Origin of the sequence: Candidatus Sulfidibacterium hydrothermale (genome assembly GCF_020149915.1) — a bacterium.
Taxonomy (GTDB): domain Bacteria; phylum Bacteroidota; class Bacteroidia; order Bacteroidales; family F082; genus Sulfidibacterium; species Sulfidibacterium hydrothermale.
The window spans coordinates 557,581-583,295 of record NZ_CP083760.1 but is presented as its reverse complement, the minus strand read 5'-3'; the positions used below and the strand labels follow the sequence as shown (position 1 = coordinate 583,295).

General features: G+C 40.3%; 21 protein-coding genes. 10 read left to right on the top strand and 11 right to left on the bottom strand.

Annotation, left to right across the window (positions count from 1 at the left end; translation table 11 throughout):
- Window positions 1-76: 76 nt before the first annotated feature.
- Entirely contained in the window at window positions 77-2,908 is a 2,832-nt protein-coding gene (uvrA, locus tag LA303_RS02250) for an excinuclease ABC subunit UvrA (protein WP_240526312.1), read from the bottom strand.
- Window positions 2,909-3,060: 152 nt separating this feature from the next.
- Between uvrA and LA303_RS02245 the strand changes: the two genes are divergently transcribed.
- Window positions 3,061-3,651 (top strand): RNA polymerase sigma factor, encoded by a 591-nt coding sequence (locus LA303_RS02245; RefSeq protein ID WP_240526311.1) that lies wholly within the window; start codon window positions 3,061-3,063, stop codon window positions 3,649-3,651.
- 111 nt (window positions 3,652-3,762) lie between these two features.
- Complete coding sequence (locus LA303_RS02240) at window positions 3,763-3,945, top strand: hypothetical protein (RefSeq protein ID WP_240526310.1); 183 nt, start codon at window positions 3,763-3,765, stop codon at window positions 3,943-3,945.
- A 33-nt stretch (window positions 3,946-3,978) separates the two neighbouring features.
- Here LA303_RS02240 and LA303_RS02235 read toward each other — a convergent pair whose 3' ends face one another.
- Window positions 3,979-4,464: a CYTH domain-containing protein gene (locus LA303_RS02235; RefSeq protein ID WP_240526309.1), complete on the bottom strand. Its 486-nt coding sequence runs from the start codon at window positions 4,462-4,464 to the stop codon at window positions 3,979-3,981.
- A 132-nt stretch (window positions 4,465-4,596) separates the two neighbouring features.
- On the opposite strand from LA303_RS02235, the gene nth reads away from it, so the two are divergent.
- From nth to recA, 3 genes are read left to right on the top strand one after another with little or no spacing between them, the layout of a single operon-like run.
- Window positions 4,597-5,247, top strand: coding sequence for an endonuclease III (nth, locus tag LA303_RS02230; RefSeq protein ID WP_240526308.1), 651 nt, complete (start codon window positions 4,597-4,599; stop codon window positions 5,245-5,247).
- 55 nt (window positions 5,248-5,302) lie between these two features.
- Window positions 5,303-5,770, top strand: a complete 468-nt coding sequence (gene bcp / locus LA303_RS02225; RefSeq protein WP_240526307.1) for a thioredoxin-dependent thiol peroxidase — start codon at window positions 5,303-5,305, stop codon at window positions 5,768-5,770.
- A 1-nt stretch (window position 5,771) separates the two neighbouring features.
- Entirely contained in the window at window positions 5,772-6,803 is a 1,032-nt protein-coding gene (gene recA, locus LA303_RS02220) for a recombinase RecA (protein WP_240526306.1), read from the top strand.
- Between the two features lie 112 nt (window positions 6,804-6,915).
- Here the strand turns inward: recA and LA303_RS02215 are convergent, their stop codons facing one another.
- Entirely contained in the window at window positions 6,916-7,557 is a 642-nt protein-coding gene (locus tag LA303_RS02215) for a redox-sensing transcriptional repressor Rex (protein WP_240526305.1), read from the bottom strand.
- 301 nt (window positions 7,558-7,858) lie between these two features.
- Complete coding sequence (locus LA303_RS02210; RefSeq protein ID WP_240526304.1) at window positions 7,859-8,689, bottom strand: ABC transporter substrate-binding protein; 831 nt, start codon at window positions 8,687-8,689, stop codon at window positions 7,859-7,861.
- Here LA303_RS02210 and pyk point away from each other — a divergent pair.
- Window positions 8,688-10,088, top strand: a complete 1,401-nt coding sequence (pyk, locus tag LA303_RS02205) for a pyruvate kinase (RefSeq protein WP_240526303.1) — start codon at window positions 8,688-8,690, stop codon at window positions 10,086-10,088. The two genes, LA303_RS02210 and pyk, sit on opposite strands and share 2 nt — an antisense overlap.
- A 72-nt stretch (window positions 10,089-10,160) precedes the next feature.
- On the opposite strand, the gene LA303_RS02200 is transcribed toward pyk, so the two are convergent.
- The 5 genes from LA303_RS02200 to LA303_RS02180 all read right to left on the bottom strand — a co-directional run bounded on the left by LA303_RS02200 (window position 10,161) and on the right by LA303_RS02180 (window position 15,661).
- The gene (locus LA303_RS02200; RefSeq protein ID WP_240526302.1) at window positions 10,161-10,505 is read right to left on the bottom strand and encodes a single-stranded DNA-binding protein; all 345 of its coding nucleotides are present in this window, start codon (window positions 10,503-10,505) and stop codon (window positions 10,161-10,163) included.
- A 257-nt stretch (window positions 10,506-10,762) separates the two neighbouring features.
- Complete coding sequence (locus LA303_RS02195) at window positions 10,763-11,788, bottom strand: DUF4837 family protein (RefSeq protein WP_240526301.1); 1,026 nt, start codon at window positions 11,786-11,788, stop codon at window positions 10,763-10,765.
- Between the two features lie 153 nt (window positions 11,789-11,941).
- Window positions 11,942-13,837: a lytic transglycosylase domain-containing protein gene (locus tag LA303_RS02190; RefSeq protein WP_240526300.1), complete on the bottom strand. Its 1,896-nt coding sequence runs from the start codon at window positions 13,835-13,837 to the stop codon at window positions 11,942-11,944.
- Between the two features lie 147 nt (window positions 13,838-13,984).
- Window positions 13,985-14,161 (bottom strand): Sec-independent protein translocase subunit TatA/TatB, encoded by a 177-nt coding sequence (locus LA303_RS02185; protein WP_240527094.1) that lies wholly within the window; start codon window positions 14,159-14,161, stop codon window positions 13,985-13,987.
- Between the two features lie 288 nt (window positions 14,162-14,449).
- Window positions 14,450-15,661, bottom strand: a complete 1,212-nt coding sequence (locus LA303_RS02180; protein ID WP_240526299.1) for an SPOR domain-containing protein — start codon at window positions 15,659-15,661, stop codon at window positions 14,450-14,452.
- Window positions 15,662-16,038: 377 nt separating this feature from the next.
- Between LA303_RS02180 and LA303_RS02175 the strand changes: the two genes are divergently transcribed.
- Window positions 16,039-18,864, top strand: coding sequence for an alpha-amylase family glycosyl hydrolase (locus LA303_RS02175; protein WP_240526298.1), 2,826 nt, complete (start codon window positions 16,039-16,041; stop codon window positions 18,862-18,864).
- Between the two features lie 152 nt (window positions 18,865-19,016).
- Here LA303_RS02175 and dnaK read toward each other — a convergent pair whose 3' ends face one another.
- Complete coding sequence (gene dnaK / locus LA303_RS02170) at window positions 19,017-20,942, bottom strand: molecular chaperone DnaK (RefSeq protein WP_240526297.1); 1,926 nt, start codon at window positions 20,940-20,942, stop codon at window positions 19,017-19,019.
- Window positions 20,943-21,694: 752 nt separating this feature from the next.
- Between dnaK and LA303_RS02165 the strand changes: the two genes are divergently transcribed.
- The 3 genes from LA303_RS02165 to LA303_RS02155 are packed head-to-tail and all read left to right on the top strand — an operon-like array spanning window position 21,695 to window position 24,095.
- Window positions 21,695-22,960, top strand: coding sequence for a site-specific integrase (locus LA303_RS02165; RefSeq protein ID WP_240526296.1), 1,266 nt, complete (start codon window positions 21,695-21,697; stop codon window positions 22,958-22,960).
- Window positions 22,961-22,983: 23 nt separating this feature from the next.
- A complete protein-coding gene (locus LA303_RS02160; RefSeq protein ID WP_240524774.1) occupies window positions 22,984-23,259 on the top strand; it encodes a transposase in 276 nt (91 codons plus the stop codon).
- 23 nt (window positions 23,260-23,282) lie between these two features.
- Window positions 23,283-24,095, top strand: coding sequence for an IS3 family transposase (locus tag LA303_RS02155; protein WP_240524773.1), 813 nt, complete (start codon window positions 23,283-23,285; stop codon window positions 24,093-24,095).
- Window positions 24,096-24,238: 143 nt separating this feature from the next.
- Here the strand turns inward: LA303_RS02155 and LA303_RS02150 are convergent, their stop codons facing one another.
- Window positions 24,239-25,714 (bottom strand): P-loop NTPase fold protein, encoded by a 1,476-nt coding sequence (locus tag LA303_RS02150; protein WP_240526295.1) that lies wholly within the window; start codon window positions 25,712-25,714, stop codon window positions 24,239-24,241.
- Window position 25,715: the final 1 nt, after the last annotated feature.

Genomic DNA, 25,715 nt, shown 5'->3' with positions numbered 1-25,715 from the left:
CATTCTGAAATACATTTAAAACGGGGTAATTTAAGCCGGTTTACCGGAATACAAAAACAAAAAAGCCGGATGAATATCACTGTAATTTATCCTTTAAAAATTGTCCGGTAAAAGATTCTTTACAACGAACCAGTTCTTCCGGTGTTCCTTCAAAAACAATTTGTCCTCCGCGGTCTCCGCCTTCAGGCCCCAGATCAATAACCCAGTCGGCCGATTTAATAATCTCGGCATTGTGTTCAATCACCACAATACTGTGCCCGTTTTCAATCAAAGCCTGAAAAGCATTTAACAACTTACTGATATCGTGTACATGCAAACCGGTAGTAGGCTCATCAAAAATAAAAAGCGTTGCCGGCGCATGACTTCCTTTGGCAAGAAAAGAAGCGAGTTTAATCCGCTGGGCTTCGCCCCCGCTTAAAGTATTTGAGCTTTGTCCCAGCCGGAGATAACCCAAACCGGTTTCCTGTAACGGTTTCAGTTTTTCTATAATTTTCTGCTCCAGGCTGTTGTTTTTTGTCGCTTCAGAAAAAAAGGCAATGGCATCATCCACGGTTAGCTCAAGAATATCAGAGATACTTTTTCCGCGATATTTTATCTCCAACACTTCTTCTTTAAAACGCTTTCCGTGGCAGGCTTCACATTGCAAATAAATATCCGCCATAAACTGCATTTCCACTTTAATCACGCCTTCGCCTTCACATTGCTCACACCGTCCTCCGGGAATATTAAAAGAAAAATAGCCGGGTTTATAAGCCCGGAGTTTTGCCAGCGGCTGTCGTGAAAAAAGCTCGCGGATATCGTCAAACGCTTTTAAGTAGGTTACCGGATTAGAGCGCGAAGAACGTCCTATAGGATTTTGATCAATATATTCCGTACGTTGCAACCGGTTAATTTCTCCGCTCAAAACAGCCAGTTTTCCCGGTTGCGCCATTTCGCCGTTAAGGGTACGTTTCAGCAGAGTATATAAAATATCACGTACCAGTGTAGATTTTCCCGATCCACTCACTCCGGTTACCACCGTCAGTACATTCAATGGAATTTTCACCTGAAGATTTTTCAGGTTATGCTCAAACGCATCTTTTATTTCAATGTAATTGTGCCAGGGGCGCCGGAAAGCAGGAAGTTCTATTTTTTTTCTTCCGGTAAGATACAATGCCGTATAACTGACATCATTATTTTTCAACGCATCAAAAGCCCCTTGAAAAACGAGCTCACCGCCATGTTCCCCCGAATCAGGACCAATATCAATAATATCATCTGCAGCCCGGATAATTTCTTCGTCATGTTCCACCACAATTACCGTATTTCCCACATCACGCAGCTGTTTCAGCACACGAATCAGCCGTTGTGTATCGCGCGGATGCAGCCCAATACTGGGTTCATCTAAAATATACATGGAACCGGCCAGCGAGCTGCCCAGTGAGGTGGCCAGATTAATGCGCTGGGACTCTCCTCCTGACAAAGTTGCCGAAGAACGGTTTAACGTAAGATACCCCAGCCCCACATCATTGAGAAATTGCAACCGGTTAACTATTTCTGTCAGCAACCGCCGGGCAATTTGCCGGTCCTGATCATCCAGCTTTATGTTTTTAAAAAAATCAAGGCATTCATCCAGTTGCATCTGAACAATTTGGGAAATACTTTTTCCGGCTACCAACACATAATTGGCATCTTTTCGCAAACGGGTTCCTTTACATTCAGGGCAAATGGTTTTTCCGCGATACCGCGAAAGCATCACCCGGTACTGAATTTTATAGGCTTTCTCCTCCAGCCGGGCAAAAAAAGCATTAAGGCCTTTAAAATATTCATTTCCGGTCCAAAGCAGTTCTTTTTGTTCTTCAGTAAGCTGATAATAGGGCTTATGAATAGGGAAATCGAACCGATAGGCATTTTGAACAAGCTGATCTTTCCATCGCCCCATTTTTTCGCCTTTCCAGCAGGCAATGGCCCCGTCATAAACCGACAGCGCCGGGTTGGGAATCACCAGCCGTTCGTCAATGCCCATAATGCTCCCGAAACCTTCGCACCGCTTACAGGCTCCGTACGGATTATTAAAAGTAAACAAATTGACCGACGGCTCTTCAAACTGTATTCCATCCAATTCAAACCGATGGGAAAAATCAACCATCTTCTGTTGGTTTCCCTGCGTGTAAACCACTTTCAAATATCCTTTACCTTCGTAAAAAGCAGTTTGGGCCGAATCAGCAATACGGGTTTCCAGCTCTTTGTCATCGTGCACCACACGAACACGGTCTATCACGAGATAACAGTTTTCCGGCCGGGTATTTTTCTTTATCCTGCCTTTTTCTTCAAGAAGGTCTTCTATTCTTTCAATGGCGTTTCCGGTATAAACACGGCTAAATCCCTGCTGTAACAAAACTTGTAACTTTTGTTGCAGTGTACGGCCCGATTCAAGTGTAAGGGGTGAAAAAATCAGAACAACTGTTTCTTCGGGTAAAGAAAGAATAAAACGGGTTACATCGCTCACACGGTGGCGTTTCACCTGGCGGCCCGATACCGGGGAATAGGTTTTTCCGATACGGGCAAAAAGAAGCTTAAGGTATTCATACACCTCCGTGGAAGTTCCCACTGTGGAGCGCGGATTACGGGTTTTTACCTTTTGTTCAATGGCAATAGCCGGCGAAATACCCAAAATATTATCCACATCGGGCTTATCCATACGCCCTAAAAATTGGCGGGCATACGAACTCAAACTTTCCACATACCGGCGCTGCCCATCGGCATACAAAGTATCAAAAGCAAGAGAAGATTTTCCGGAACCGGATAACCCTGTAATTACCACTAATTTACGACGCGGAATAGCAACGCTGAGATTTTTTAAATTATTGACCCGAGAACGGATCACAACAATATAATCCTTCGGATTTGCCCGGTTTACATCTATCATTACAGAAAAAAATGAACGGCAAAATTAAAAAACATTTGCTTTTTTTCTTTTAACCGTTATATTTGCAAATCGAATCAATTGTTAAAAACAGTTAAAAATCATTTTGCCTATCGAGTAGAAGCTTACTTTTTCGGAACCTAAATAAACGGCATATGAAAATGGAAGCAAACGACGAGCGCCAGCTTGTTCGCAAATTTCTCGATGGCAACCCGTTGGGTTTACAAGAACTTATTGAACGGCATCAAACCCGTGTCTACTCCTATATTTTTGTGATGGTAAAAGACAAACAGCTGGCTGATGATCTGTTTCAGGATACTTTTGTGAAAGTGATAAACACTATAAAATCGGGAAGTTATAACGACGAAGGAAAATTTATTCAGTGGGTGATGCGAATAGCCCATAATTTGGTTATCGATCATTTCAGAAAACAGAAAAAGCTGAACCTGGCAGAAGTGGTGGTCAACGACCAGTTTAATTTACTTGATACACTGAAAGTAAGTGATCCGGGTATCGAAGATGTTCTGGTTACCCAGCAAATCCATCGTGACATTAAAAAACTGATGGAATATCTGCCTCAGGAACAAAAAGAAGTAATTTATTTACGTTGTTACGCCGGGATGAGCTTTAAAGATATTGCCGAGCAAACGGAAGTAAGCATTAACACGGCCCTTGGCCGCATGCGTTATGCCCTGATCAATCTGCGCAAAATGATCAAAGAAAAAAACATTATCCTGACCCGGTAACAGAATAACCAAACGGTCTTCAAAAAAAAAATTTTTTGGTAAAATAATTTGAATAAAAAGGCGTTAGTGAATTGTCAAAGCATTTCTTTATTCACTTAAAACGCCTTGCTTATGCAACAATTTGTTACCCCCCACGAATTTCAGGAACCCTTTCCATGCAAATTCCGGCACAACAAAGGACAGGAAAAATATCAGCCTTCACCAGAAATCGTTCGTACGTTGATGGCTTATGCAGCTGCTCTCCGGATTTTCAAAACCAAATGCGCTGGAAATTTTAACATCCTGATGAATTAGACCTTTACAACAAGAGCCCTTCGGGGCTCTTTGTTATTCAGTAATTTCTCTCCAATTTTTATACGGATTTTTAGAAAGCATGGCACTGTAAAAAGAAGGGTTTCCTGTAACATCTTCGCCCAGCCAGTCTGGTTTTTCAAAAGAGGTATCGGCCGTGGGTAATTCTATTTCGGCCAGGAGCAGTCCGGCATTATCGCCATGAAACTCGTCAACTTCAAATTTCAGGCCGTTGCCGGCAGGCACCAAATGCCGTGTTTTTTCCACCAGTCCTGATTCGCGCAATTCCATCAGTTCGCGGGCTTCATTCAATGGAATTTCCTTTTCCCATTCATACCGCATCAACCCGGAAATTTTTGCTGCTCCCTTGATGTTGATGTATCCTTTCTCATCCTGAATCCGTATCCGTACCGTGCGGTTAGGATCCGTGGAAAGATAAGCCTGAACTATCTCGTGCTTTTGGGTAACAAAAGGGCGAAAATCACCTTTTACCAAAAACTTATATTCTATTTCCTGTGCCATAATGTGAATCTTTTTAAGGAAAACAAAGTTAACCAATATTTCAGCCATCCGGAAGAATCCGTCCGTTAAATAATTCTAAAAGAAAACTACATCCGGAAAGCTTATTTTTTCTCATTTTTGTAAAAAAAATTCATGACACGAAAAGAACGTTTTGAAAAGATAATCGATTACTTCAAAGAGCATCAACCTTTTGCAGAAACCGAGCTACATTACACTACGCCTTACGAACTGTTGGTCGCTGTTATTTTGTCGGCACAGTGCACCGATAAACGCGTAAATGTTATTACCGTACCTTTTTTTGAACAATATCCGGATGTAGAAGCCCTTTCAAAAGCCGAAGTGTCCGATATTTTCGAACTGATCAAAAGCTGTTCGTATCCCAATAACAAAGCCAAACATCTTTCGGGAATGGCTAAAATGCTGGTTTCGGAATTTGACGGAAAAGTTCCTTCGGATGTACAAACGCTGCAAAAGCTCCCCGGTGTAGGAAGAAAAACAGCCAATGTAATTGCCTCGGTAATCTTTAACAAACCGGCCATGGCAGTGGACACGCATGTTTTCAGAGTAGCAAAACGGTTAGGGCTGACCGTCAATGCCAAAACGCCTCTGGAAACCGAGAAGCAACTGGTTCGTTATATTCCTGACGAACTCATTCCACTGGCCCATCACTGGTTGATCCTGCACGGGCGGTATGTCTGTCTGGCCCGGACACCCCGCTGCGAAAGCTGCGGATTAAAATCCTGGTGCAAATTTTACCAGCAGAACAACCGAAACAAGCAATAAAACGGCGTACGGGTTCGGTGTTTTTTTGTACATTTGTTTATCAATATTTTACCTTATGACAAAACTACAAAAAGGAGACAAAGCACCTGATTTTAAAGGGATTGATCAAAACGGAAATCCCGTTTCCCTTGCCGATTTCAAAGGGAAAAAACTGATCTTATATTTTTATCCCAAAGACAATACACCGGGATGTACAAACGAAGCATGTAACTTTCGTGACCATTATGATTTTTGGCTTTCAAAAGGCTATGCCATTGTTGGCGTTAGTCCTGACAGCGTAGCCTCACATCAAAAATTTATTGAAAAACATCAGCTTCCGTTTACCCTGATTTCTGATCCGGAAAAGGTCATTATCAAAGCCTATGGCGCCTGGGGGCCCAAAAAACTTTATGGTCGCGAATACGAGGGCCTTATCCGTTCTACTTTCGTCATTGACGAAGAGGGAAAAATTGTGGAAGTATTCGGCAAAGTGAAAACAAAAGAACATACAGAACAAATTGTTAAAAAATTAAACCTGGAATAATATGGCGACAGAAAAAGAAAATAAAAATAAAGATAAAGAACGCGAAAACAAACTAAAAGTACTGGAAGCTACGCTTGGAAAGCTGGAAAAAAATTATGGCAAAGGAGCCATTATGCGCCTTGGAAGTACGCATGTCGAAAAAATTCCGGCCATTTCCACCGGCTCTATCGGCCTTGATTTTGCGTTGGGCGTTGACGGTTTGCCCAAAGGACGGGTAACAGAAATTTATGGCCCGGAATCTTCCGGAAAAACCACTCTGGCCTTGCACGTAATTGCCGAAGCTCAAAAAGAAGGCGGAATTGCTGCATTTATTGATGCAGAACATGCTTTTGACCGCTATTATGCCGCCAAACTGGGCGTAAACATTGAAGACTTATTGGTTTCGCAACCCGATAACGGAGAACAGGCCCTGGAAATTGCAGATAACCTGATCCGTTCTGGTGCTATTGACGTTATTGTTATCGACTCCGTAGCTGCCCTGACTCCCAAAAGCGAGATTGAAGGAGAAATGGGTGACTCAAAAATGGGGTTGCAAGCCCGGCTGATGTCGCAAGCACTGCGAAAACTAACCGCCAACATCAGCAAAACCAATACGGTGTGCATTTTTATTAACCAGTTGCGTGAAAAAATCGGTGTCATGTTCGGTAATCCGGAAACAACCACCGGCGGAAATGCACTGAAATTTTATGCTTCGGTCCGGCTGGACATTCGCCGGATCAGCCAAATAAAAGATACCGACGAAGTAAAAGGAAACCGGGTTCGCGTAAAAGTGGTAAAAAACAAAGTAGCTCCGCCTTTCCGGAAAGCCGAATTCGACATCATGTATGGCGAAGGAATTTCCAAAATTGGCGAAATCATCGACATTGGTGTAGATAAGGGAATCATCAAAAAAAGCGGATCGTGGTTCAGTTACGGAGAAACCAAACTGGGACAAGGACGTGAAGCAGTGAAAAAGATCCTGAACGACAATCCTGACCTGATGGAAGAACTGGAAACAAAGATCAAAGAAGCTTTGTCGGAAACAGAAGAATAAACGATCATTTCTCAATCAATAAAAAAAGCGCCAGATAAAGGCGCTTTTTTTATTGATTTTCTTTGGGCAACAAAATCACCCGGCCACCGGAAACATAACCGGTTTTCGATGATCATTCTCTTTCTTTTACATAAAAAGCCACTTTTTCAATGGATGAAATCATGTTATACTCTTCAAGGTAAACGTCGTCAGGTACTTCCACCGGAACAGGCGTGTAATTCAAAATCCCTTTGATTCCCGCTTTGATCATCAATTGTACCGTTTCATCGGCCTGGTCGCCCGGTACCGTAATAATTCCTATTTTAATTCCTTGTTTCTTAATTTCTTCCACTGCATTTTCCACCGGATAACATGGAATACCGGCTACCATTTTTCCGGTTTTCTCCGGATTAACATCAAATCCGGCAGTAATCTGCAACTTTTCTCTTTTTCCACGGAAGTAATTGACAATGGCACGTCCCAGATCGCCCATACCAAAGATCGCTACTTTTTGTCCTTCGGGGCTGTCGATCAGGTCACCAATCAACGAAACCAGATTATGAATATCATATCCTTTTCGGAGACTTCCCGAGTAACCGATCAGCATCAGATCACGCCGTACCTGTACAGCGGTAATATGCAGCAACGCTGCAATTTCGTGCGAAAAAATATTGGTTTTTCCTTTCTCAGCACAAATATGTAAAGCCCTTCGATACTGGCTGAGACGTTCAATAGTTTTGTGTGGAATTTTTTCCTTATTGTTTCCCGTTTTCATCTTTTGTTATTTCATTCACAGCGCAAAGATAATGGCAAATCTTATACGATGGTCATTTTTTGTTCATCTTTCACAAAGATTTTTTGAAAAACCCCGTTCTACGGCCTTTTTCAAAGGAAAATTACTTTTTCACATCCAATAAAAAATCAGAAAACAGAAGGTTTGCCCCACACAACAGTTGGTTATTAATAACTTCCGGTCTTCGACAGGCAAATTCATTTCATCCGTCGCAGCAAACCTGCAGGAATGCATCAAAATTTTTGGGAAACTTCTGTTTCACGAAGGGAACAGCACAAAAAGTTTATACAAATAATTCTCGAAAATAGTCAACCGCCTGAAGCATATGACTTCCGTACCAGCTAAACATCTCTCCGTTGACCAATAATATTTTTTTATCCGGATACTTTTGCAACAACGCTTTTCGGTGCTTTTCCCTGAAAGGAAAAGGTTCGGAAGAAAGCAACAACACCGGAGCCGGTAAAAAGTACGATTCGTCAATAACAGGATAACGACCCGGAACCAAATTTTCAAAACCGGCCCGGGCAAGCATATCACTGATAAATGTTTCTTTTCCTGCGGCCATCCAAGGTTTTTTCCAAATAAGATAAACTCCGGACTGAGGCCGGGAAATATTTATCCGTTGAAAACCCTGTTGAATATCATGTACCAGTTTGCCGGCTTTTTGCTCTTTTCCCAGCAGTTCGCCCAAGCGGTAAATCATCTGATAAGCATCTGATACACACCGAATATCAAACAAAACAACCGGTAACGATGCGGCAAGTTCTTCTATCTGACTTTTTTCATTTTCTTCTTTCACTCCGACTACCAAATCAGGTTTTAACCGGATAACCGTATCCAGGTTAAAATCTTTTGTTCCACCTACCACAACGGCTTTTTCACGGATGTTTGCAGGATATTTACAAAACCGGGTTACTCCGGTCAAAATATCCGTTCCACTTAAAAACGCAATCGTTTCCGTAACGGACGGCACCAGCGAAACCACCCTTTTAATGCTTTTTATCTGATTGATTTCCGTAAAATTGTCTTTTGTGAACAGCATGGTAATAACCCGTAAAGAATAAATTATTTTGCGTGAAATTAATGATTTATTTTGCAGAAAAAATAAAACCATGGGACGTAAAGTTAAAATTGTAGCCACGCTGGGACCTGTCAGCAATAATAAAGAAATGGTTACCCAATTGATAAAAGCCGGAGTTAATGTTTTTCGTTTAAACTTTTCTTATGGCACACACGAAAGCCATCATGCCAGTTTTCAGCTGATCCGGGAATGTGCTTCTGCCTTAAAAAAGGAAGTAGCGGTTATGCAGGATATCTGCGGACCGAAAATCAGAATCAGCGGAATGAAAGAAAGCCGCGAGATTGCCAAAGGCGACCTCATCTACATGTCAAAAAAGGCAGAAGGAAAAGCTTTTTCCATTACCTACCCGCATATTATTGATCAGCTTGAACCGGGTGACGAAGTTTATTTTGCTGATGGTACCGTAAAAACAAAAGTAGAAGAGAAAAAAGAAGATTTGCTGGTATTACGGGCCCTCACCCGAGGCCAGCTACGCGAGGGAAAAGGCGTAAACATTCCCAAATCAGGAATTAAAATGTCTGCACTTACCGAAAAAGACAAAGCCGACCTGAAATTTGCTGCGCAAATCGGAATTGACCTTGTAGCCGTCTCATTTGTCGAATCGGCAAAAGATATTCTTGAAGCGCGTAAAATATTAAAAGAAAATGGCTCAGATGCCTGGGTCATTGCCAAAATAGAAAGAAAAGCAGCTATAAAAAATTTAGATGACATTTTGGATGCTGTGGACGGAATCATGGTAGCCCGTGGCGATCTGGGTGTGGAAGCCGGAATCTTTTCAGTGCCTGGCTTACAAAAAATGATGATCAAAAAGGCCAATGAACGGGCTATTCCTGTCATTACCGCTACCCAAATGCTTACCTCCATGCTCCATTCTGCAACGCCTACACGGGCCGAAATTTCAGATATTGCCAATGCGGTTTACGACGGAACGGATGCCGTCATGTTATCAGATGAAACAGCAGTAGGGTCTTTTGCCGTTGAAGCTGTTGAAGTTATGGTAAAAACCATTGCTGATACCAAAAACCATATCCCTAAAATCCGGAACATAAAACCGGAAAAACAAGAAGGATTTGCCCATGCCGCAGCAGAAATTTCTAATGATGTGCCTTGTAAAGCCATTGCCTCGTTCACCACATCGGGCTACACAGTAAAACAAATTGCAAAGTTCCGTCCACATAAACCCATTTATGCCGTCACTTACAACAAAAAAATCATACACCGGCTGGCTCTGGTTTGGGGCGTAGAAAAAGTTTTTTACATCTCACCGGACGAAAGTGAAGGAAAAATGATGCATCAGTTTTTACAACAAGCCGGAGATCATGATTTTATTGTAACCATGGGAACTTTGGCCGGAGTAAAAGGAACAACCAGCATGGTTCGGTTGCTGGATGAAGCAGCAAGACAAAAAATCTTTGAACGGTTTGGAAAATAACCCTAATCCGTTAAATAAAAAAGGGTGAAGTCTGCAGACTTCACCCTTTTTTTGTACCAATATTGATGACTCTTACTTTTGATTTCCGTTACCAAAAACCATCAATTCGTTGGCCACGACTTCAGTAATGTAATGCTTTTTGTTTTCATTATCTTCCCAAACACGGGTAATTAATTTTCCCTGAAGAGCAACTTCCTTTCCTTTCGACAGGATCTTTTCCGCAGCTTCAGCTGTTTTTCCCCAAGCCACAACATTATGCCAGATGGTTTGTTCAATCCGGTCCCCTTTTTTGTCGTAATAATAATCGTTGGTGGCGATGGAAAAACGAGCCAAACGACGATCATTGCCTACTGTTTTCAATTCCGGGTCATTGCCCAGGCGTCCGATCAGATAAACTGAATTTCTTAAAGTTGTCATGATAGTAAATTTTTAAGTGTGAATAAATAAAGACCTGTTCGTATGAATTTCTGTTTTGTCAGAACAGGATTTCAAAGAACAACACGACAAAAGTATCTCGAGGCAGACAACTTATTCGGTTAATAACCATTTATTTCCGTTTAACATTCGTTTGTTGTCGATTGTAAACGGATATTTTACTGATAATCAGAATTAAAAAAGCCAGGCATTTACATAAAAACACCCGGCTTTTTCTTTCTTTAACCCGAAATCTTTAATTATTTTTTTGCATTCAATCCCTTAAATTTTACCGAATACAGAATTGATTCTATCTGCAGGAGCAGATCCCGCTTTTTATGATTCGGATAGTATACATAACCAAAGAGAGTAACCAGGTTGTTGGTTTTTTTATTCAAGAACGTATAGCTGACAAAAGGTCCGCCCATAAAATCGTGTTCCACACGCCATAGTCCGCGAATTTCAACAGCAAAACCCGTGGGGAAATTAGTAATACGCCGGGCTCGCGGAAGTAAAAATTTCCGGTCGACAGACATATAAGAGCCGTTGGTTGGCCCGGGAATTTCATTTAGCTGATACTTCTGTACAACAGACAAAATGCTATCACGTGAAAATTGTGCAGTATCCCGGTAAGGAACCGAAATAATCAAAATTCCCTGACTGTACCGGTTGGCTTCATGACGAATCCACATAAAATTAGGAACGGATTTGGCCAAATAAAATCCCACCGGAACATCCAGCGTAAAATGGAATTCCTTTTTCAGGGCAGAAATTACTTTATCATTTAATGATGTCCGGAAAACCTTTAAAATTCTTTGCCGTTCAAAGGCAAGATACTTATTGATAAAATAATCTTTTTTCTGGGTAAAGACTTTGACAAACGATTCGGTTGTAGGAGCCGAAACCGTAATGATCAACTGCGGAGCAGCCCATTTGTCGTGCATCACAGTAATTTTGGGCGCTTTCAGTTTTTTGTCAATCCGAACAATCAGGATATCGCGTTGTTTTTGAAAAATTTCATTAAAACTGGATGTTTTTAAATGCAACAATTTAAAAATCGGTTCTTTTTGCGGCATTCCATACATATCGGCAGCAAGATATTTCCGAATGGTTTGCCCGATCACGTTTTCCCATTGTTGGTCATTTTGAAGTACTACCAAAATTTCGGCAGTGTTTCCCATGGATAAAGGTTTGCCGCTGGCATTACCACTTCCGGAACAACCGGTCATTAAAAAAGCGGCACCAACAACAAAAGCCATAAACGAAAGAAAAATATTTTTCTTCATGTTTTTAAATTTATTAGTTACCGAAAGTAGAAAATTTTCCGTTTCGGGTTTTAACCTGTCCCACCTTTTATCTACTTCCATTCAAAGTTATTAACGTAAATAAACGGTTCATATTTCACTAAGAACGAATTTTCATAATTATCCCTTCCCACTTTAGCTAACCGACGCAATTTTTATTCTTTGTCCGGGCCGTAAATGATGAGAGTTACGAATATGATTCAAGCGCTTGATTTGTTCTACCGTAACTCCGTCATATTCTTTGGCAATGTCCCACAACGTATCGCCGGGTTTTACAATGTGATAAATATATTTTCCTGACCGAACAGTGGTTTTTGATTTTTCTGCCGGCTTGTAAACATATAACTTCTGTCCCGGATAAATTCGTGAAGATTTCAGATTATTCCACTCTTTCAGGTCTGTTGGAGTACAACGGTATTTTTTGGCAATCAGTCCCAGGTTTTCTCCACGCCGGACCACATGTACAACTTTTTTAGACGAACGGGCTATAGGAGAAGCTGTTTTTTGATAAAACTGCCGGCTTCCGGCACCGTAAACAACCAATCGCTGGCCCGGATAAATCCGGGTACTATGCAATCCGTTCCACCGCATCAGCTGACTGACGTACACATGATTCCGGCGGGCAATACTTCCCAGATTATCACCATAACGTACAATCACCACATTCCGGTTTCCGGCTTTTTTTATTTCGGCCAACATTTTGTCATGCTCCAATCCCTTTTTGGTTTTAAAGGCATACAACGCTTTTTCATTATTCAGAAAATCATCGGCAAACTGGCGAGGCAACCGCAAAGTATACGTTTTTCCATTCACTGCCGGAATAATTCCCAGCTTATATTCCGGATTAAGAAATTTAAGTTCATCTAACGGTATTCCCAGCATCTCGTGCAGCTGGTCAAACGAAAGCGCATCATGCACCGTCACAGTATCAATATCAAAATAAAAGATACCCGGCCGCATAGGGTAAAGATTGTGTTGCGGAGCATAATGCATAATGTAATTTACCGCAATAAAAGCGGGTACATATCCGCGGGTTTCTCTCGGCAGGAAAGGCCAGATAGCCCAGTAATTTTTGGTGCCGCCAGCTCTCCGGATAGCCCGGTTTACATTACCGGCTCCCGAATTGTAAGCCGCCAGTACTAACGACCAGTTTCCATAAATGGCATAAAGATCTTTTAAATGTTCACAGGCTGCAATGGTTGATTTATACGGATCGTAACGGTCATCCACCAGCGAAGTCACTTTTAAGCCATAGACTTTTCCGGTTCCGTACATAAACTGCCATAAACCTTTTGCCCCTTTATTGGATCCGGCAGCCGGATTCAAAGCCGATTCCACTACGGCAAGATATTTTAACTCCAACGGTAAATTAAACTGATCCAAAACCTGTTCGATCATGGGAAAATAAAGCTCCGAGAGACCCAGCACTTTTTCTGTCAGTTTTCTCCGCTTATCGGCATACAAATGAATGAACGCTTTCACCTGTTTGTTATATACCAGCTCAATGGGGGTTTCGGCATTCAGTGCAGCAATTCTTTTGGCATAAACCGAATCGGGATATTCCGGAATTTGCCCGGGTTTAAATTTCGACTTTTTCATCAGTACCGTATCCATCATCAGGAAACCTTTACGGTAAAATTTAACATAGGCCAGACTGTCCAAAGCCTGTACAAGAGGGGAATCGCTGATCAGTGTATGACCGTGAAATTCCCGGGTACGATGAATACTGTCGTTTATCCGGTTTAAAGCACCAAGGGTACGGGGTAAAAAGATAGAATCCTGAAACGAAGGCAAATCTTTTTCCAGGCTATCTTCATTCATGAGGGTATCTGCGGTAACCGCCACTGTATCCTGAGCAGGAGAAAATGCAAATACAGTATCTGCAGCAGTTGTCGCCGCTACGGTATCCTGCTGCTGTTCGGTTTGTTTCGACTTTTTTTTCTTTTTATGTTTAAAAATTTGTCCCTTTGCACTGAAAGTTCCTGTAGTAAAAAACAGGATGGCAACAATAATAAAAATATCTTTTTTCATGCTGAAACTTCGCTTTCCCTTTGTTTAGCTAACAACTGATTGAACAACAAACGACACGGCTGTTTTGCCCACATCATATTTCACCATACTTTTAACGTATCTCTACTCGTTTTTGTATGGGCTATTTTTCATAAAAAATGTGAAAATTTACTTTTTTTCCGGGGGAGGATTTTCCGTTTTTTCCTTTTTGCCTTCTTCGTTAATGCCCGCCTTAAACTCTTTCACTCCTTTTCCTATTCCACGCATCAACTCCGGTATTTTTTTCCCTCCAAACAGTAAAACGATAGCTAAAACAATTAGAATAATTTCCGGCGTTCCAAACATTCCGGCCCGTTGTATTAAAAATGCATCCATGATTCCCGTCGTTTATTTTAGTTTAAAGAACAAAAGTACACAAAACATCCGTTACATCCGGATTCTTTATTACGAAAACCAAGAACCGGAACCGGATAAATATCGAAAAAAAGTATTTTATACCAGAACAAAAGACAAATAAACCGCCGCAATAATAGACGCAATCACAATCATAAAAGTAACATTACGCGGTAACCTGTCAATTTCCGGATTATAATCCCATTCGCTTTTCCACATGACAATACTTTTTTTTGCAAATTAAGGCAATTTATCCAAACGATAGCCATTTTTAAACGCAACTACAAAAGCATCACGGATTCCATTTACATTTCGTAACTGATCGCGACGGGTCCGGGCCTGTTCGTAAGTATCATAAGAACCTACGGTATAGATATAATATCCGTTGTGTTTGTCTTGTCTGATTTCATTTACCGGAATATGATATCTACGACTCAGCCAAGAAACTGAAATCGGATTCCCGTATTTTGCCCGTATTTGCACACGATATTCCAGCACAGGCTGTGGCGGGGGTGCCGGGGTACTGACTTTCACCGGAACCACGGCCGGTTGTTGGGCTGGTTGTTCCGTTTGAACCGGGGTTTTTTCTACTTTTTTTGTGGTATTCGTTGTTGTTGGCGGCATCACCGGGGTTGGTTCGGTTATACAAGGTTTCTTCTCTGGCTGGTGTACTGGTTGAGCCGGTGGGATTTCCCGCATATTTTGATGAGTAACCACTGATGCAGGCGGTGCTGTTTTGGCTTTTCGCTGTCCAAATTTATAAAACAACCCCACCGATGTATAATTATAAACATCATATTTAAAATTCCTTACCCAGCCATCCATTTCGTCAGAATTCATAATCCGGTTGGCTGTTTCTAAATTAATAATGAAATGGTCATTAATCCTAAAATTAACACCTATCCCACCTGTAAGAATTCCCTCCAATGTTCTACCACCAATTCCAGAACCATTACCAAAGCCAATTTTTCTTTTTACCATACCGGTTGACAGTGTATAGATTGTTGAATTATAATTAGTCAACCCCACACCCGCCAGTAAATAAGTTGTAATAAACCGATCTGTCCGTTTTCTTCCCAGTAAATTGTTCAGATCAATGGTAGTATTCAGATTAAACTCAAAATAATCCCCTTCAAAGAAATAATCAGCAGAGCGTTTTGTCCCGGCAATTTGTCCATAAAGTGCCTGCCCACGGAGACCGAAAACATAACTAAACTGACGTCCGGCCAGCAGACTTCCTCCCAAACGCCATTCATTATTGTTGGTACTTACCGGGAGAATCGGATTTTGTTTCACATCACCAAAAAAGAGGCTGGTACCTCCTGTCAAACCAACTTCCCAGTAAGGAGAAAACTTCTTTTCAGGAACCACATGCTGTCCCCAAGCAAAAGAAAAAGTTGTAAATAAAAAAAGTAAAGTGAGAAAGGCGGAAAGTGTCAATTTATTTTTCATAACTGGATTTTTTTATCACTGCACTGGATTTTTTTATCACTGCTCAAAGATTAAAGTTAAAAATAGAAAAATACTTTTTTCTGAAAGTACTCCTACTTAGAAGATATTAACAACAAAATGTTATTTAAACTACGATTTATCCACATTTGCATGTTTAGCACTAAAATCTTTCGTCTGGTTTTCGTAAACCAATACACACAACCCCTAACGCCTTTTTAAAATTTTAGTTCTCATCAAACGATTGCAACCAGACACCAGACTATTTTTTCTGTCCATTGGTCGTATTTTTCTGGCTATTCTACGTTTTTTCCTTATTCGTATGATTTTATGTAATACTTTTGTTTATTGATTAACATTATTTTTCCAAAACACAAATCATGAACAAAAAGACTACACTTTTATTCCTCATTGGTTTGCTTTTTTCTTTAGAAAGCTTTGCACAGGTTATTACTGCCGATCCTCCTTTTCCAACAGCAACCGATTCTGTTACTATAATTTTCGATGCTACCCAAGGTGATGCCGGATTAAAAGACTACACGGGTGATGTTTATGCCCACACCGGAGTCATTACTGATAAAAGTACACAACCCTCCGACTGGCGTTATGTAAAAGCCGACTGGACCGAAAACATTCCCGCATGTAAAATGACCCCATTGGGAAACAATTTGTGGCAATTGAAAATTGGTCCGTCCATCCGAGCTTATTATGGTGTTCCGGATGATGAAAAGATCCTGGAAATGGCTTTTGTTTTCCGCTCTGCCGATGGTTCCCGTACAGGAAGAGAAGCAGATGGTGGCGATATCTTTTATAAAGTTTACGAAACCGGCACCTACGTAAAAATTACTTTGCCGGATGTACAACCCAAAATTGTGAACCTGAACGATACCATTCTGATAAAAGGAAGCAGCAGCTATGCCGATTCAACGTTTCTTTTAGTTGACAATCAGGTGTTAATTGCCGACACCGCTTCTTCGTTTACGGATACCCTTATTGCCAACGAATACGGAAAACACTGGATCATTGCAAAAGCAGTAGAAGACAGTAAAGTTGTTTATGATTCGGTTTATTTTTATGTGAACCGTCCCCCACATATCGAGGCTTTGCCAGCCGGAGTACGCGACGGAATCAATTACATCGATGATTCTACTGTTATTCTAAGCCTTTACGCTCCTTACAAAAAATATGTTTTTGCTATTGGAGACTTTAACGATTGGCAGGTGGGCGATCAATGGGCCATGAACATGACTCCGGACAGCAACCGGTTTTGGATTAAGATTTCGGGATTAACACCACAAAAACAATATATCTTTCAATATCTTATCGACGGAACCATTCGTATTGGTGATCCGTATGCCGACCAAGTCAGTGACCCGTGGAACGACAAGTATATTTCTTCGGAAACATACCCCAATCTGATTCCGTATCCTACCGGAAAAACAACAGGCATCGCCACCGTTTTAGAAACGGCACAAACGCCTTACGCCTGGAAAAACAATGATTTTCAAGCTCCGGACATGAAAAACCTTGTGGTTTACGAATTATTGGTCCGTGATTTCACCGCCGGGCACACTTTTGATGATATTATTGACACCTTGGGTTACCTAAAACGGTTGGGCATTAATGCCATTGAACTGATGCCGGTAAGTGAATTTGAGGGAAATATCAGCTGGGGATACAATCCGAATTATTATTTTGCCGTAGATAAATATTATGGCCCGAAAAACACGTTCAAGGCCTTTGTCGACTCCTGTCATTCCAACGGTATTGCCGTAATCATGGACATGGTACTCAATCATGCATACGGAACCTGTCCGTTGGTGATGATGTACTGGAATGCAGCCAAAAACCAGCCCGCTGCTGACAATCCCTGGTTCAACGAAACTTCACCAAACCCGACTTACCAATGGGGTGCCGATTTTAATCATGAAAGTCCGGCGACTCACCAGTTTGTTGACAGTGTAAATCATTACTGGATTTCTCAGTATCACGTGGATGGTTTCCGCTTTGATTTTACCAAAGGCTTTACCAATACACCGGGCGACGGATGGGCTTACGATCAGTCTCGTATTGATATTCTGGAACGAATGGCAAGCCACATCTGGTCTTACAAAAAAGACGCATACGTCATTCTGGAACATTTTACGGAAAATAGCGAAGAAAAGGTTCTTACCAGTTACGGAATGAGTGTTTGGGGAAATTCCAATTACAATTACAACCAGGCCACCATGGGATATAATGACGGTTCTGACTTTTCGTGGATTTCTTATGAAGCACGCGGATTTACCAATCCGGCCGGTGTAATGGGCTATATGGAAAGTCATGACGAAGAACGGCTGATGTTTAAAAATGAACAATACGGAAACGCTGACGGAGATTATCAGGTAAAAGACATTCCCACCGGGTTGAAACGTATGGAAATGGCCGGCGCTTTCTTTTTTACCATTCCGGGCCCGAAAATGATCTGGCAATTTGGGGAATTGGGTTACGATATTTCCATCAACCAATGTCAAAACGGTTCTTTAAGTGAAAGTTGCCGTACAGATCCGAAGCCCATTTTATGGGATTATTATGACAACCCCGACCGGAAACATTTGTATGGGGTGTGGTCGGCATTGATTCATTTAAAAGAAACAGAACCCATCTTCAATACTACCGATTACAGCCTGGATGTGGGCAATGGTTTGTTTAAAAAGATCCAGCTGAATGGTACAGATATGCAAGTAAACATTTTGGGGAATTTTGATGTAAAAACGGTGACCATTTCTCCGGATTTTCAAAAAACCGGATGGTGGTATGATTATTTTTCCGGTGATTCCTTGAACGTAACCAGTACAGGGACTGATTTTCAGATGACACTGGCTCCGGGAGAATATCATCTTTACACTTCCGTAAAATTAAACCGGCCTGACTTTATTCTTGGTATTCAAGAAAATACTATTCAGGATAACGAAAGTGAATTTTCTGTTTATCCCAACCCGGTGATTTCAAGCATGGATATCACCTGGAACCAGAAAGAAGCAACCTCGGGAAACTTTTCGCTTTATGATTTAACCGGACGCAAAGTAAAAGTTCTGTACGAAGGCCATTTCAAACAGGGAACAAACCACCTGCATTTCGATGTAGGCGAATTAAATCACGGATTATATTTCATTGTCTGGAACAATGGAATCCAGCGGTTGGCCAAAAAAATTATGATTCAATGATCATAACGAAAAGGAAATCTTTTTTTGATTAACAACAAAATTCCTGTTCTGCCTGCAGGCAGAACAGGAACAAAGAACAAACCTGTCGGTAAATACAGAGCAAAAAAAAGCTGCCCGTTAAGAGCAGCTTTTTTTCATCGTTTCAATCGGTTTTATTTATCGTCCACTTCCTCAAAGTCAACATCTGTTACTTCGTCATCTCCTCCGTTTCCGGTATTGCTTGAAGAATCGGAAGCGTCACCCTGAGGTGGGGTTTGTGTTCCTGCAGCTCCGCCTTGAGCACTTTTATACATGTCTTCACTGGCTTTTTGCCAAGCTGCATTCAGTTTTTCCATGGCAGCATCTATAGCCGGGATATCCTGCGATTTGTGTGCATTACGTAAAGCTTCCAAACCGCTTTCAATTTCTGATTTTTTATCAGCCGGCAATTTATCGCCATACTCTTTCAGTTGTTTTTCTGTCTGGAAGATCAATGCATCAGCAGCATTCAGTTTGTCGATACGCTCTTTTGCTTTTTTGTCTTCCTCAGCATTGGCTTCAGCTTCCGCTTTCATCCGTTTAATTTCTTCTTCAGACAATCCGGAAGAAGCTTCAATACGGATGTTTTGCGATTTACCGGTAGCCTTGTCTTTTGCTGTTACATTCAGAATACCATTGCTATCGATATCAAAAGTCACTTCGATCTGCGGTACTCCACGCGGGGCCGGCGGAATGCCGTCCAAATGGAACCGTCCGATACTTTTGTTCTGATTAGCCATCGGGCGTTCACCCTGCAGCACATGAATCTCTACCGAAGGCTGGTTATCAGCAGCTGTAGAGAAGACCTCCGATTTCTTCGTCGGGATAGTGGTATTGGCTTCAATCAATTTGGTCATTACACCACCCAACGTTTCAATACCCAGCGAAAGCGGAGTAACGTCCAGCAACAGAACATCTTTTACTTCTCCGGTCAGTACACCACCCTGAATAGCCGCACCAATGGCCACTACTTCATCCGGATTCACTCCTTTGGATGGCTCTTTTCCGAAAAAGTCTTTTACAATTTTCTGAATAGCCGGAATACGGGTGGAACCTCCTACCAAGATTACTTCATCCACATCCGAAGCACTGATACCAGCATCTTTCAAGGCAGCTTTACAAGGTTCAATGGTTGCCTTAATCAGATCATCGGTCAGTTGCTCAAATTTAGCCCGGGTTAGTTTACGTACCAAGTGTTTCGGCACACCGTCCACCGGCATAATGTAAGGCAGGTTGATTTCGGTTTCCGTAGAACTTGACAGTTCGATCTTAGCTTTTTCAGCAGCTTCTTTCAAACGCTGCAAAGCCATCGGATCTTTCCGCAAATCAACGCCTTCATCTTTCAGGAACTCTTCGGCCAGCCAGTTGATGATTTTACCATCAAAGTCGTCACCACCAAGGTGCGTATTACCATTGGTCGATTTAACTTCAAAAACGCCGTCACCAAGTTCCAGGATAGAGATATCAAAAGTACCGCCACCCAAGTCGAAAACGGCTACCGTTTCGTCTTGTTTTTTCTTATCCAAACCATAAGCTAACGAAGCAGCTGTCGGTTCGTTGATGATACGTCTGACTTTTAAACCGGCAATTTCACCAGCTTCTTTAGTAGCCTGACGCTGTGCATCATTAAAGTAAGCAGGAACCGTAATTACCGCTTCCGTTACGGTTTGTCCCAGGTAATCTTCTGCCGTTTTCTTCATTTTCTGAAGAATCATGGCTGAGATTTCCTGCGGTGTATATAATCGATCGTCAATTTTTACACGCGGAGTATTATTATCACCTCTGACTACTTCGTACGACATCCGTTTGATTTCTTCTGTTACTTCGTCGTACGAGTTCCCCATAAAACGTTTGATCGAAGCAATCGTTCTTTTGGGGTTTGTAATGGCCTGACGTTTGGCAGGATCGCCAATCTTTCTTTCGCCATTTTCAGTAAATGCCACAATTGAGGGAGTGGTACGATGCCCTTCGCTGTTAGGGATAACCACCGGCTCATTACCTTCCATTACAGCTACGCATGAGTTTGTGGTTCCCAAGTCTATTCCAATAATTTTTCCCATTTATTTTTCCTCCTTTATTTATATTTTTTAATTTTTTTCTTTGATAAATTTTCAACTTTATTTGTTGACGGCTTATAAAAGTCAATGATTATGCCAAAAAGAGGAAAAACGTCAAGATTCATTTCTCATGAACGATTTTTGACAAAATATTTTTACGAAAATCGAATTATCATACTTAATATCAGTATATTACGATAGCTAAACGCCTTTATTTCTCCATTTTTCTTTCGGAATAAAATTTATGACAAAACGACAGAAACCAAGCAATTTCAGGATTGAAATTGGCAGAAAAAGCGGAACAGAAAAAGGATATAATACCAATTGTATTTTAAAATCTACAATGGTAAATGCCGATGTTAAATCAAAGTGCCCCAACTCGTCCACGTTTGTAACGTGGACGCATTTATTGCGGCATTTACAATGCCCAAACTAAAAGCATTACAAATAATCTATCCCCGTTTATAAACACAGAAGAGAAAAGAGGTTACCTATGCATAATAAGACATCGGTTCTTGAAAAAAGTGGGTTTGTAGCCTCACCAGGACTAACACCCATTAAATGACCCTAAATAGCCAAACCACACAAATACGCCAATATATCACATATTATCAGTAACTTAAGGCGCAAACAACATATTCAAGATATTTAAATACATAGAAGGGAATCGCATTAAATTTTAAAAAGGTGGTTGCAACGGTGGTTGCAACGAAAACATTTTTTTATTTTTGTTGTGACCTTTTAAGTTTATCAATATGGCAACCGTTATTTATTTTGTCAGGACATCAAAAAAAACAGACCCGACCAAAAAAATCAGCGTCAGGGTGAGGTTTAGACATGGGAAAAAAATTAATCTTTATGCTAAATCAGGTTTAGAGATTTTACCCCGGCATTTCAGTAACGAAACACACACGATAAACAAAAAAACGAAATACCCTGACAAAAATAAGGACAAACAATACCTCGATAACTTAGAAGTTGCAATACTGGATGCATATAAAGACCTGAAAACACTTCCCACAGCAGATTGGCTAAATTTGGTTATTGATAAATACCGTTTTCCTGACAAATACACAGAAAAGCCCAAAACGCTCTTTGACTTTTTTCAAAGTGTAATTGACAATGCAGAACACCGGATAAACCAAAAAACAGACAAACAAATATCGTATCAGTCAGTGCGGGAATTTCATGTAACATTTGGGTACCTGAAAGAGTATGCCCGAAGTAGAAGAAAAGAGATTGATTTTGAAGATATTGATTTGGATTTTTACAACGACTTTATCAAATTCTTAGAGAAAAAAAATTTAGCACAAAACACCATTGGTAAAAAATTACGTTTTCTTAAAATTGTTCTGAACGAAGCCACTGACAGAGGCATCAACACTAATATGGCTTTTAAAAGCAAACGATTTAAGGCTATTACAGAGGAAAGCGACAATATCTATTTGTCAGTTCAGGAAATTGAACAAATAACCAAACTGGATTTGTCAAACAAACCATACCTTGACCGAACACGAGATTTATTCCTGATAGGTTGCTGGACAGGTTTGCGTTTTTCAGACTGGAATAAAGTAAAACCTGAAAATATTCAAAATGGTTTCCTCACACTGAAGCAACAAAAGACCGGGCAACCGGTAGTCATTCCAATTCACCCTACAGTGAAAACAATCCTGGATAAATATAAAGGTGTTTTACCCAAGACCATTTCAAATCAAAAGTTTAATGAATACATAAAGCAAGTGGCAAAAATGGCAGACTTTAAGGAAGCCGTTACCAAGCAAATTACCAGAGGCGGAAAAACAGAAACCATTATCAAAAATAAATGGCAACTGGTAACCACCCACACGGCACGTCGTTCATTTGCTACAAACATGTATAAAATGGGAATACCCTCTATTACCATCATGGCCATCACCGGCCACCGCACAGAAACTGCCTTTCTAAAATATATCAAAGTAACCCCACAAGAACATGCTGAACGCTATAATACACCCCAAAAACTGGACAACGAGTTAAGTTAGAAAAATTGATTAAACTTGTTGTTATGAAAAAGAGAAAAAAGTACACATCAAGGTTCAAAACGAAAGTAGTATTGGAAGCCCTGCAGGAAAGAGAAACGATTCAGGAACTGGGGAGGAAATACGGATTACACCCGAATCAGATTTCTACCTGGAAGAGCCAGTTTTTATCATCAGCATCATCGGTATTTGAAAAGGGTACTAAGAAAGAAGATGTTGAAAAAGAGAAAGAAGCCCTGTTTAAGAAAGTAGGCCAACTGCAAATGGAAGTTGACTTCTTAAAAAAAGTGTTGGGGAAATAGCCGGAAAAGCGAAACTTCAAAAAGTGAACAGGAAAGAAGAAATAAGCGTCAAACGGCAATGCGAACTTTTAGAAGTAAACCGCAGCAGCTTCTACTATGTTCCCCGACAAGAGGGTTCTTACAATCAGGAACTGATGAAGCTGATAGACAAGCAATACATGAAAACACCTTTTTATGGAGTCATGCGCATGACCACCTATCTGCGAAACATAGGGTATCCGGTCAATGCCAAACGCGTACGACGATTGTACCGGCTTATGGATTTGCAAGCCATCGGCCCACGTCCAAATACGAGCAAGCCCCATAAGGGGGAAGGCCATACGGTATTTCCCTATTTGTTGCGGAATTTAGAAATAACCCATTCCAACCAGGTCTGGGCGATGGATATTACCTATGTTCCCGTTGGCAACGGTTATATGTACCTTTTTGCCATCATAGACCTTTACAGCAGGTATATCGTAGGGTGGTCATTGTCGAATACCATGACAACCCAATGGTGCAAACAGACTTTGGAGCAAGCCATAAAGGATCATGGCAAACCTAAAATGATTAATACCGATCAGGGAAGCCAGTTTACAGCAACAGAATTTACGGAGTTTGTAACCGGTAAGGGGATTACTTTCAGTATGGATGGTAAAGGTCGAGCCATAGATAATATTTTTATAGAGAGGTTTTGGAGAAACATAAAATACGAAAAGTTATATTTGGAACCATCGGAAGACGGACTGGAATTATATGAGAAAATTAAAGATTACATAGAGTTCTACAACACGCAAAGACCCCATCAGTCATTAGCGTATAAAATGCCTGTAAAAGTGTTCAAACAGGCTGCTTAGGTTTTCTTTTAATATGATTAAACGAAGAAAGAAAATCTAATTTATTTTTGTAAAAGAGTTGTCTAAAGATGGGGAGTAGTTAACGCATGCGGGATATTTGGCTAAACAGTGGGAGCCATTTGAAAGTGGCTAAGTGACTCTTTTTATTTCAGGTAATTTTTCTCAAAAGCAAGTTTATATGTCATGTAAAAAAGTTCATGCAAATTGTAATTTTGAATAACTTCTTTACGGTTCGGTAATGATGACTCAATTTCCGATATCCAATAACCATAGGTTAATAATTGACTTTTTTTATCTAATCGTGCCGAAATTTCAATACTTTCTCCAGAAATCATGGGCAACTCTATAACAACATTTTTATCAATGCAATGAATTGGTAAAAGCACATTTTCTAATAACCACTCTTTATCAAAAAAGAAATTATTATTTTTAGCAATTATCACTTTACTTTTATCAAAAGCAGTCAAAACATTTTGATAGTCTCCAAATATTATCTTCAAAACATTAAAAATAAGAATCCCTGCAAATCGAGTATTAAAATAAGTATTATAAGAATTTATTACATACTCATTTAAAATAAATTTCTTTTCTTTCAGTTTAACAATATCTCTAACGTTTATAACTCCAAACTTCACAAAAGAAAGAAGTAAATACTGTATTAGTTTAAATAATTGATTAGGGTTCCTCCTTAACTCAAAAGCTTCAATGAACACGGAATTACCTTCAATAGAATTTAATATTTTACTTACTTCTTCATACAGTTCATCCAGCATACTGTATTTAAAGACGTCAACAGAATAGAATTTATCAATATAGCCGTTAAAATCCGTATTAGTCCCGTATTTATGATGGAAGATGTTCCTGACATTATCAATATCACAAACGACAATTATTTTGTCAAAGCCAAATTTATTGCCGCGAGTATTAATATCTTGATGGGCAGCAAAAACATTTAATATCCTGAAAATGTGTTCTGGGTCAATTCTGTCAAGGTCGTCAATAACCAAAACTGTTTTCTTTGGATTATTATTCTCTGTATCGACCAACCTAAAGCGCTCAACTAAACTTGTTATTAGACGAGCGTAAAAATCTTCTTCATAAATACTGCCTTTAGTGATAGTGAACTCTTTTAAATATTCTTCAACAATGTCTAACTCCGTTTTCTGGCTATTGTCAAAATGATCTAAAGCTTTCTTAGTAAAATCAAGTGCTCGTTCTGTTGATTCTTTTAATGCTCCACCAATAAGAGGAATAACACTTAAAAAAGGGGTTAATAATTTTAAAATGTCTCCTTTACTCTCTTGAAAGAAATCTTTTGCAATCGTAACAAAGGAATCCACACTATCATCGAAATCAATTTTATTGGCAATGAGCTCGAAAAGAACATCATATTTGATTAATTCAAAAATATCTTCATTGGAAGCCACAGAATAATTTACGGGATAGATATGTATAGCGTTATATTCAACATTATTCTCAAAGAACTTCCTCAAAAAGGTTGTTTTACCATCCCCAAACTTTGCTGAAAAGATAGTCCTGTCATTTTGTTCTAAACCCAAATGGCTTTTGAACTTATCTTTTTGCTTAGATATATCAATAAAATATTTCTCCTGCTCCATT